Genomic DNA, 10,921 nt, shown 5'->3' with positions numbered 1-10,921 from the left:
TTGACATGTTGGGGTGGTGGGGATAAGGTAGTGAAGTTGCCCTGCGGAAGGCTGTGAAGCTGGACGTGGGAGCATCCGATCCTTGAGAACTCAACAGCGTGCACTTGTCAAAATGCCAAAAAACCTCGCAACCAGCCCTTTGGGTTGGTTGGTGAGATTCTTTTGAGATTAAACGGATTTGTCAGTAATGACATCCGATCGTCAGTTCAAACTCGCTGCGTTACCTATTCCGGTTTCGTATGCATTTTTCTTTTACGGAGAGTTTGATCCTGGCTCAGGATGAACGCTGGCGGCGTGCTTAACACATGCAAGTCGAACGGTGATGAGAAGCTTGCTTCTCGGATCAGTGGCGAACGGGTGAGTAACACGTGAGCAATCTGCCCCTGACTCTGGGATAACAGTTGGAAACAGCTGCTAATACCGGATATGAGACGTGACCGCATGGTCAATGTTTGGAAAGAACTTCGGTCAGGGATGAGCTCGCGGCCTATCAGCTTGTTGGTGAGGTAATGGCTCACCAAGGCGTCGACGGGTAGCCGGCCTGAGAGGGTGACCGGCCACACTGGGACTGAGACACGGCCCAGACTCCTACGGGAGGCAGCAGTGGGGAATATTGCACAATGGGCGAAAGCCTGATGCAGCAACGCCGCGTGAGGGACGACGGCCTTCGGGTTGTAAACCTCTTTTAGCAGGGAAGAAGCGAAAGTGACGGTACCTGCAGAAAAAGCACCGGCTAACTACGTGCCAGCAGCCGCGGTAATACGTAGGGTGCAAGCGTTATCCGGAATTATTGGGCGTAAAGAGCTCGTAGGCGGTTTGTCGCGTCTGCTGTGAAATCCGGAGGCTCAACCTCCGGCCTGCAGTGGGTACGGGCAGACTAGAGTGCGGTAGGGGAGATTGGAACTCCTGGTGTAGCGGTGGAATGCGCAGATATCAGGAAGAACACCGATGGCGAAGGCAGATCTCTGGGCCGTAACTGACGCTGAGGAGCGAAAGGGTGGGGAGCAAACAGGCTTAGATACCCTGGTAGTCCACCCCGTAAACGTTGGGAACTAGTTGTGGGGTCCATTCCACGGATTCCGTGACGCAGCTAACGCATTAAGTTCCCCGCCTGGGGAGTACGGCCGCAAGGCTAAAACTCAAAGGAATTGACGGGGACCCGCACAAGCGGCGGAGCATGCGGATTAATTCGATGCAACGCGAAGAACCTTACCAAGGCTTGACATATACGAGAACGGGCCAGAAATGGTCAACTCTTTGGACACTCGTAAACAGGTGGTGCATGGTTGTCGTCAGCTCGTGTCGTGAGATGTTGGGTTAAGTCCCGCAACGAGCGCAACCCTCGTTCTATGTTGCCAGCACGTAATGGTGGGAACTCATGGGATACTGCCGGGGTCAACTCGGAGGAAGGTGGGGATGACGTCAAATCATCATGCCCCTTATGTCTTGGGCTTCACGCATGCTACAATGGCCGGTACAAAGGGCTGCAATACCGTAAGGTGGAGCGAATCCCAAAAAGCCGGTCCCAGTTCGGATTGAGGTCTGCAACTCGACCTCATGAAGTCGGAGTCGCTAGTAATCGCAGATCAGCAACGCTGCGGTGAATACGTTCCCGGGTCTTGTACACACCGCCCGTCAAGTCATGAAAGTCGGTAACACCTGAAGCCGGTGGCCCAACCCTTGTGGAGGGAGCCGTCGAAGGTGGGATCGGTAATTAGGACTAAGTCGTAACAAGGTAGCCGTACCGGAAGGTGCGGCTGGATCACCTCCTTTCTAAGGAGCTTCTGGATTCCTTTCGGGGGATCCCAGAGCCCGCTCGGTTCGAATGTTTCCGAGGGGTTTGCTCATGGGTGGAACATTTTCAAGGTGCTGGCCGAGTTGGTCGAGTCTTAGTACATCGCTTGCGGTGGGAACGGGTTCGGTTGAGGAAGTTAGTACATGCACGCTGTTGGGTCCTGAGGGACCGGATGCGCCGCTTTCGGGTGGCGTGGACGAACCTCTAGGGCCCTTTTCTGTTCGCTGCTGTGTGTGGTGGATGGAGGGGGTACCGCCCGTACTTTGAGAACTACACAGTGGACGCGAGCATCTTCGAGATGAGCCTTTATGGTTTGTCTCGTTCAAGATGATCTTAAAGATCATTAATCAATTTCCGCCCCGACTTTTGGTCGGGTGCGATTCTTTGATGAAACTCATGTGATTTCAAGTCTTTAAGAGCAAACGGTGGATGCCTTGGCATCTGGAGCCGAAGAAGGACGTAGCAATCTGCGATAAGCCTCGGGGAGTGGATAAGCACACTGTGATCCGAGGGTGTCCGAATGGGGAAACCCCGCTGGGCGGCTTGCCGACCTAGTGACTCCCGCCTGAATATATAGGGCGGGTAGAGGGAACGTGGGGAAGTGAAACATCTCAGTACCCACAGGAAGAGAAAGCAACCGCGATTCCGTTAGTAGTGGCGAGCGAAACCGGAACAGGCTAAACCGAGTACGTGTGATATCCGGCAGGAGTTGCGTGTTCGGGGTTGTGGGACTTTTCAGGTTGCTCTGCCGAGCAGCCGGCGTTACAAGAAGGTATAGACGAACGGCATTGAAAGGCCGGTCATAGAGGGTGCCAACCCCGTAGTCGAAATGCCTCTCTTGACGCGAAGAGTATCCCAAGTAGCACGGGGCCCGAGAAATCCCGTGTGAATCTGTCAGGACCACCTGATAAGCCTAAATACTCCCAGATGACCGATAGCGGACAAGTACCGTGAGGGAAAGGTGAAAAGTACCCCGGGAGGGGAGTGAAATAGTACCTGAAACCGTTTGCTTACAAACCGTTGGAGCCTCCTTAGTAGGGGTGACAGCGTGCCTTTTGAAGAATGAGCCTGCGAGTTAGCGATACGTGGCGAGGTTAACCCGAGTGGGGTAGCCGTAGCGAAAGCGAGTCTGAATAGGGCGATTCAGTCGCGTGTCCTAGACCCGAAGCGAAGTGATCTATCCATGGCCAGGTTGAAGCGACGGTAAGACGTCGTGGAGGACCGAACCCACTTAGGTTGAAAACTGAGGGGATGAGCTGTGGATAGGGGTGAAAGGCCAATCAAACTTCGTGATAGCTGGTTCTCTCCGAAATGCATTTAGGTGCAGCGTTGCGTGTTTCTTGCCGGAGGTAGAGCTACTGGATGACCGATGGGCCCCAAAAGGTTACTGACGTCAGCCAAACTCCGAATGCCGGTAAGTGAGAGCGCAGCAGTGAGACTGTGGGGGATAAGCTTCATAGTCGAGAGGGAAACAACCCAGACCACCATCTAAGGTCCCTAAGCGCGTGCTAAGTGGGAAAGGATGTGGAGTTGCCTTGACAACCAGGAGGTTGGCTTAGAAGCAGCCACCCTTGAAAGAGTGCGTAATAGCTCACTGGTCAAGTGATTCCGCGCCGACAATGTAACGGGGCTCAAGCACGCCACCGAAGTTGTGGCATTGACATTTTTGGTAGGCCTTCGTGGTCCAGCCGTGTTGATGGGTAGGAGAGCGTCGTGTGGCCAGCGAAGCGGCGGTGTGAACCAGCCGTGGAGGCTACACGAGTGAGAATGCAGGCATGAGTAGCGAAAGACGTGTGAGAAACACGTCCTCCGAAAGACCAAGGGTTCCAGGGTCAAGCTAATCTTCCCTGGGTAAGTCGGGACCTAAGGCGAGGCCGACAGGCGTAGTCGATGGACAACGGGTTGATATTCCCGTACCGGCGAAGAACCGCCCAAGCTAATCCAGTGGTGCTAAGAGTCCTAGCTCGGCTTTGTTCGGATCCCTTCGGGGTGATGACTGTCGTGTGAACGCTCGACCCCATGCTGGTGCGGTTAGCGTATTAACAGGTGTGACGCAGGAAGGTAGCCCAGCCCGGCGATGGTAGTCCGGGTGCAAGTGCGTAGGCCGAGTGATAGGCAAATCCGTCACTCATGAAGGCTGAGACACGATGCGGATAATAAGTGGGTGATCCTATGCTGCCAAGAAAAGCATCGACGCGAGGTTCCAGCCGCCCGTACCCCAAACCGACTCAGGTGGTCAGGTAGAGAATACCAAGGAGATCGAGAGAATCGTGGTTAAGGAACTCGGCAAAATGCCCCCGTAACTTCGGGAGAAGGGGGGCCTTCGACGTATAAGGATTTACTCCGAAAGCGTTTGGAGGCCGCAGAGACTAGTGGGTAGCGACTGTTTACTAAAAACACAGGTCCGTGCCAAGTCGCAAGACGATGTATACTGACTGACGCCTGCCCGGTGCTGGAAGGTTAAGAGGACCGGTTAGCCGTAAGGCGAAGCTGAGAATTTAAGCCCCAGTAAACGGCGGTGGTAACTATAACCATCCTAAGGTAGCGAAATTCCTTGTCGGGTAAGTTCCGACCTGCACGAATGGCGTAACGACTTCCCAACTGTCTCAACCGCGAACTCGGCGAAATTGCATTACGAGTAAAGATGCTCGTTACGCGCAGCAGGACGGAAAGACCCCGTGACCTTTACTATAGCTTTGTATTGGTGTTCGGTGTGGCTTGTGTAGGATAGGTGGGAGACTGTGAAGCAGGGACGCCAGTTCTTGTGGAGTCATTGTTGAAATACCACTCTGGTCACTCTGGATATCTAACTTCGAACCGTAATCCGGTTCAGGGACAGTGCATGGTGGGTAGTTTAACTGGGGCGGTTGCCTCCCAAAAAGTAACGGAGGCGCCCAAAGGTTCCCTCAACCTGGTTGGCAATCAGGTGGCGAGTGTAAGTGCACAAGGGAGCTTGACTGTGAGACTGACAGGTCGAGCAGGGACGAAAGTCGGGACTAGTGATCCGGCAGTGGCTTGTGGAAGCGCTGTCGCTCAACGGATAAAAGGTACCTCGGGGATAACAGGCTGATCTTGCCCAAGAGTCCATATCGACGGCATGGTTTGGCACCTCGATGTCGGCTCGTCGCATCCTGGGGCTGGAGTAGGTCCCAAGGGTTGGGCTGTTCGCCCATTAAAGCGGTACGCGAGCTGGGTTTAGAACGTCGTGAGACAGTTCGGTCCCTATCCGCTGCGCGCGTAGGAAGTTTGAGAGGATCTGACCCTAGTACGAGAGGACCGGGTTGGACGAACCTCTGGTGTGTCAGTTGTTCCGCCAGGAGCACCGCTGATTAGCTACGTTCGGGATGGATAACCGCTGAAAGCATCTAAGCGGGAAGCCGGCCTCAAGATGAGACTTCCATGCCTTCGGGCGAGAGGCTCCCAGCCAGACTACTGGGTTGATAGGCCGGATGTGGAAGCGCGGTAACGCGTGAAGCTGACCGGTATAATAAGCCGATGACTTGATAACACACCGTTTTTGGTGCTTGCGTCCACTGAGTGGTTCCCGATGTACGGTCGGAAACCCGCACAACAATGACAATTCGTCATGTGCTTTGACTGAAACATCAATAGTGTTTCGGCGGCCATAGCGAGAGGGAAACGCCCGGTTACATTCCGAACCCGGAAGCTAAGCCTCTCAGCGCCGATGGTACTGCAGGGGTGACCCTGTGGGAGAGTAGGACACCGCCGGACTTCTTCCGAGAAATGGCCACCCAACGATGGGTGGCCATTTCGCGTTAACAGGGTCACCCGCTACGGGTGGCCCTGTTTTTGTTGCCCCAGCGACTCGAGGGCCGGCCGGGTATCGCCGGCTCGTGCCCCAGTATCCGCCCGCCCACACGGCGCAACTGCTGCTCCCCTGTCGCAAACCGCCGGTACAAACCCACTGGTTGTGACAGGTGAGCAGTCGTTCCCGTCCCTCAACCGAGCACTGCTCCCCTGTCGCAAACCGCGGGTACAACTCAGTAGTTGTGACAGGTGAGCAGTCGTTCCCGCCCCTCAACCGAGCGCTGCTCCCCTGTCACGAAGCGTGGGTGTGACCCACCATTTGTGACAGGGGAGCGGGGCTCCGTGGCCCGTCCGAACAAGTGTCGCGACGGGGTGGTGCGGGATCAGGCGGGGACGGCGCTCAGCACCTGCCGGGTCGAGAGCGAACGGCGGCGTGCGACGGCGACGGTGGTCACGATGAACGCGAGCACCGACCAGATGACGAGGCCGACGACGGCGGCGCCGAATCCGCCCGCGGAGGTGAGTGCGGCGACCATGCCCTGATACGCGGGGGAGGTCGGCGCCAAGGAGGCGACGGACATCAGCACTCCGGGCACGGTCGAGACGATCCCGGTGGCGACGGCGAGCACGCCGACGATCGCGGCGATCCAGCGTCCGGCTCCGCCGAAGACGGCCACGAGCGCTTGATGCACGGTGGCGAACGCGACGCCGGCCACGACGCAGAGCACGGCGAACAGCGACCAGTCGGCCCAGTCGTACGAGGCCGCGAACTGCACGACGACGGCGACCAGCAGGCCCTGGGCGGCACCGATCGCGGCGGCCGGAGCGAGAGAGCTGAGCGCCAACAGCGCCGAGGGGCGGCGAGAGCTCAAGACCCGCGAGCTCACGGCACGAAGGGCCACGAACGTACCGAGTCCGCCGAACCAGAGGGCGGCGGTCGCCAGCAGCGGGATCGCGGTGCCGCCGAAGAGGTTGGAGTTGATCCCCTCCGCCGCCACCGGATCGGCCACGACCGAGGCGAGGCTCGAGGCTTGAGCGTCGGTGTAGGAGGGGAGGCTGTCGGCCGCTTGGCGCAGGCCCGAGGCGAGGGACGCTGCGCCGTCGGCCACCTGACCGACGCCGCCGGCGAGGTCGGTCGCCCCGGTCGACGCCGCATCGGCACCGTCGGCGAGCTGGGATGCTCCCGTGGACAGCTGCGCGGCACCGGTCGAGAGCGATGCGGCTCCATTGGCGAGGCTGCCCACGCCGTCCGCGGCGGTGGCAGCTCCCGCCGAGAGCTGGTCGAGTCCGCCGGCGAGCTGCTGCTGGCCGGATCCGATCGTCTGCAGGCCCGCCCCGAGCTGGGGCAGGCTGCGCGCGAGCGGCACGACGCCGGCCGAGAGAGCGCCGGCGCCGGACGCGACCTGAGCGGCCGTGCCGGCCGTGACCTGCGCGTCGTCGGAGGCGTCGGACACGCGGGCGCAGAAGTCGGCCGGCACTCCCGAGTCCGCCGCAGCGCAGTCGGTCGCGAGCGTCTGCAGCTGCTCGGCCGCGGTGGCGGTCTGCGACTGAACGGTCGTCGTCCCGCCGGCGACTCCGGTGGCTCCCGCCTCCAGCTGCTGCGCGGTGCCGGGCAGGTCGGCGGGGAGGCCGGAGGAGATGGCCTGCACCCCGTCGGACAGTGCTCGCCCGCTCGTGGCGATCTCGGAGGCGCCCGAGGAGAGGGCGTCGACACCCGCGGCCGCCTGGGTCGCTCCGGTCGAGAGTTGCGTCGCGCCTGACGCGAGCGCCGTCGCGCCGCTCGCCAGGGCGTCGGCGCCGGTGGCGAGCTGTCCGACGCCGTCGGCCAGGCTGGTCGCGCCATCGGCTGCGGAGCGGGCTCCGTCGGAGAGATCGCTCGCACCGTCCGCGGCCGTACCGAGCTGGTCGCCGAGGGTGGTGAAGCCGAGGAAGACGTTCTCGAGGTAGGTCGTCGACAGCATCTGACCGGTGAGGGATGCTGCCGCCTGGGTCACCTGAGCGGAGATCGCGTCGTCCACCACGAGGCTGTCGGGCGGAGTGGTGACGGAGATGGTCGCCTGCTCGGGCGTGGATCCGGGTGCAGTGGACGTCGCTGCAGCGGAGAAGTTCTTCGGAATCGTGACGACCGCGGCGTAGGTTCCGTCGGCGAGTCCGGCCGCAGCATCCTCATCGTTCGTGATCGTCCAGTCGAGGTTGCTCGGCAGGTCGTCGGAACCCTCGATGAGTCCGGCGGTGAGTTGGCGCCCCAGGGGGACGACCTGATCGTTCAGGGTGACCGGCTCGTCGTCGTTCACGATCGCTGCCGGGATGTCTTCGAGCCGATCGACGGGGTTGTAGAGCGCGGACACGAGGATGCCGCCGATGATCACCGGCAGCAGCAGCGCACCGACGATCGTCAGCCACGTGATCGGCCGTCGGGAAGCCGCTCGCTCGACACGGGGTGCGCGGCGGGTACGACGCTTCGGCTCGGAGGGGGAGAGGGTCATGCGGTCACCTCGTGCAATTCGGTGAGACGGGAGGAGGGAGAGTCGGACACGCGCACCGTGCGGGCATTCGCCCACCCGGCCTCATCCAGGAGGAGGCGCGCGGCGTGAGGGTCGGCGGCGGAGGCGATGAGCGACCAGGTGCCGCTCGCAGCTGCCTCGTGCAGAAGAGCCGCAGCCTCATCGCGCAGCGTGCCGTGGGCGACGACATCGAGCCCGATCACGGCGACGAGCCCGGGCGATCCGGTGAGCGCTCGATGCAGCTCGGTGAGCGGATCGCTCGCCTCGTCCAACCGCGCGATCGCGACGTGCGCCCGCACCCAGGACAGGCGTCCCGGCAGCAGGTGCCCGGCGACGCGCAGTCGCCCGGAGGTGGTCGCGACCCGCCCGGCGAGCGCGAACACCGCGGCCTGGGATGCCCGGGTGTCGTCCGCGACGAGCACGGCGGCGGCGCCGGGTTCGAGCGTGAGTGTGAGGTCGTCGAAGACGGTCTCGTCGTGCACGACCAATCCCACCTCGGCGGCGGTGATGACCGCGGTGGAGCCCTCGCCCGGCCAGTCGCGCAGGGCGATCTCGCGTTCGACCGCCTCGCCCTCCACGTCGAAGTGGGGGAGCAGGCGGTCAAGCCACCGAGGCATCCACCAGGCCTTGTCGCCCAGGAGCGTCATGAGTGCCGGGATCAGCGTCATCCGCACCAAGAACGCGTCCACGGCGATGCCCGCGGCGAGGCCGAGCGCGATCGGCTTGATCGAGGAGTCGCCCTCGGGCACGAACGCCGCGAAGACGGCGAACATGATGATGGCCGCTGCCGTGACCACGCGGGCGGTCGCGGAGAATCCCGAGCGGACGGCGTCGACGGCCGTGGCCCGCGCTACCCCGGGCTCGCCGAACGAGCGTCCGGCGCGGGCCCGGGCATGGACGTAGTCCTCGCGCATCCGGGTGACGAGGAAGACCTGGTAGTCCATCGCGAGTCCGAACAGCACGCCCATGAGCACGATCGGCATGAAGCTGATCACCGGGCCCGTGCGGGTGATGTGCAGGAGGTCGGCGAACCATCCCCATTCGAAGACGGCCGCGACGACTCCGAACGCGGCCGCGACCGAGAGCAGGTACCCGAGCGCGGCGGTGATGGGCACGGCGACCGAGCGGAACACCACCATCAGCAGGATGAACGACAGCCCGACGACGAAGATGCCGAACGGCACGAGGGCAGCCCCGAGCCGGTCGGAGATGTCGATCGCGACCGCGGTGAATCCGGTGACCTTGAGGTCGATCCCGTACTCGTCGAGCAGGCGGTCGTGCTGTGCGCGCAACTCGCGCACGAGTTCGGCGGTGGCGGGGTCGTCGGGAGCGGTCTCGGGCACGATCTGCACGATGCCGGTGTCGGCGGTCTCGTTCGGCGTCGCGAGAGCGACGCGGGCGACACCGGGAAGCTGTGCGATCTCGTCGCCCAGGTCGTCCATGAGGGCGACGGGGTCGTTCGAGGTGACGATCGTTCCCGTCATGATCAGCGGCCCGTTGATACCGGGGCCGAAGTACTCGGCGGCCAGGTCGTAGCTCTGACGCGCGGGGTTCGACTCCGGCAGCATCCCGGCGTTCGGCAGGGCCAGGGCGAGGCTCGAGGCGGGGATGGCGAGCACGCCGAGCGTGGCTGCGACCGCGACGGTCGCGACGATCGGATGCTTCGACACCAGCGCGACCCACGGGTTGGTCTTCGTCTTACCCACGGCCACCGGGGCGGGCGCAGCATCCGTCTCCGGGGACTCTCCGTCATCGGAGACTGCGCGGCGACGAGGCGCGGGTCGCGGCCGGCGCACCCGTCCGACGACGCGTCCCTTGACGAAGCCGAGCATCGCGGGCGTGAGGGTGAGGGCCACCAGCACGGCGATCGCCACTGCGACAGCCGCGGCGATGCCCATGGTCGTGAGGAACGGGATGCCGGCGAACGACAGCCCGATCAGCGCGATCAGCACCGTCACGCCCGCGAACACGACGGCCGAGCCGGCGGTGCCCGTCGCCCGGGCAGCCGACTCCTCGGGGTCCATTCCGGCGCGCACTTGGTCTTGATGTCGGGCGGCGATGAACAGGGCGTAGTCGATGCCGACCGCGAGGCCGAGCATGAGCGCGAGCAGCGGGGTGGTCGAGGAGATCGACGCGAAGGCGGTCGCGACGAAGATCAGCGCCATCGACAGGCCCACGCCGATGATGGCGGTGAGGAGCGGGAGACCCGCGACGACGAAGGAGCGGAAGGTCACGATGAGCACGAGCAGGGCGATGAGCAGGCCCACCGCCTCGGTGATGGTGACTCCGGGGACGGAGGTGCCGAAGAGGTCGCCACCGAGGGCCACCTGCGACCCGGCGGGCAGTTCTGCCCCCAGCGCATCGGAGACGTCGGCGAGGGTCGCCTTCGCCTCGGGAGAGACGTCGGTCGCCTGACCGTTGAATTGCAGGCGGATGATCGCGGCGTCGGAGTCGTCGCTGACGAGCCCGGAGACCATCGGATCGAACGGGTCGGTCACGGCGAGCACGCCGTCGAGGTCGCCGAGCTGGGAGACGGTGTCTTCGATGTCGTCGCGGTAGGGCGCATCCTCCACGCTGTCCCCGGATGCTGCGACCACCACGATCTGCGCACTGGTTCCGCTCGCCTGTGGGAACGTGCGCGACAGCTGCGCCAGGCCCTCTTGCGACTCGGTGCCCGGAATCGAGAAGGAGTTGTCCGTGCCCTGCCCGAAGAGGGCCGCGCTCCCGCCCGCGGCGATGAGGATCACGACCCAGGCGAGCAGCACGCGCACCCCGTGGCGGTACGCCCAACGGCCCAGCGAGTACAGCAGTGTGGACACGGATGCTCCGATCGTTCAGACGAGTTCGATACGGC

The 10,921-nt window shown here is 62.6% G+C and carries 2 protein-coding genes and 3 rRNA genes; 3 read left to right on the top strand and 2 right to left on the bottom strand.

Features of this window, described 5'->3' with window-relative positions:
* Nucleotides 1-251: 251 nt before the first annotated feature.
* From ACFXP5_RS15155 to rrf, 3 genes are all read left to right on the top strand, one after another.
* Nucleotides 252-1,773, top strand: a 16S ribosomal RNA gene (locus ACFXP5_RS15155).
* A 424-nt stretch (nucleotides 1,774-2,197) separates the two neighbouring features.
* A 23S ribosomal RNA gene (locus ACFXP5_RS15150) occupies nucleotides 2,198-5,303 on the top strand.
* A gap of 107 nt (nucleotides 5,304-5,410) precedes the next feature.
* Nucleotides 5,411-5,527: ribosomal RNA gene (gene rrf / locus ACFXP5_RS15145) — 5S ribosomal RNA — on the top strand.
* Together the 16S, 23S and 5S rRNA genes form the textbook arrangement of a ribosomal RNA operon.
* A 419-nt stretch (nucleotides 5,528-5,946) precedes the next feature.
* Here rrf and ACFXP5_RS15140 read toward each other — a convergent pair.
* Nucleotides 5,947-8,049 (bottom strand): YhgE/Pip family protein, encoded by a 2,103-nt coding sequence (locus ACFXP5_RS15140; protein ID WP_394545405.1) that lies wholly within the window; start codon nucleotides 8,047-8,049, stop codon nucleotides 5,947-5,949.
* Nucleotides 8,046-10,886, bottom strand: a complete 2,841-nt coding sequence (locus ACFXP5_RS15135) for an MMPL family transporter (protein WP_394545403.1) — start codon at nucleotides 10,884-10,886, stop codon at nucleotides 8,046-8,048. Before ACFXP5_RS15135 ends, ACFXP5_RS15140 begins: the two co-directional genes overlap by 4 nt.
* Nucleotides 10,887-10,921 lie beyond the last annotated feature (35 nt).

The organism is Microbacterium hanjuni (genome assembly GCF_043556395.1).
Classification (GTDB): Bacteria; Actinomycetota; Actinomycetes; order Actinomycetales; family Microbacteriaceae; genus Microbacterium.
The sequence above is the reverse complement of the archived record's forward strand: the minus strand, read 5'-3'. Positions and strand labels throughout refer to the sequence as shown.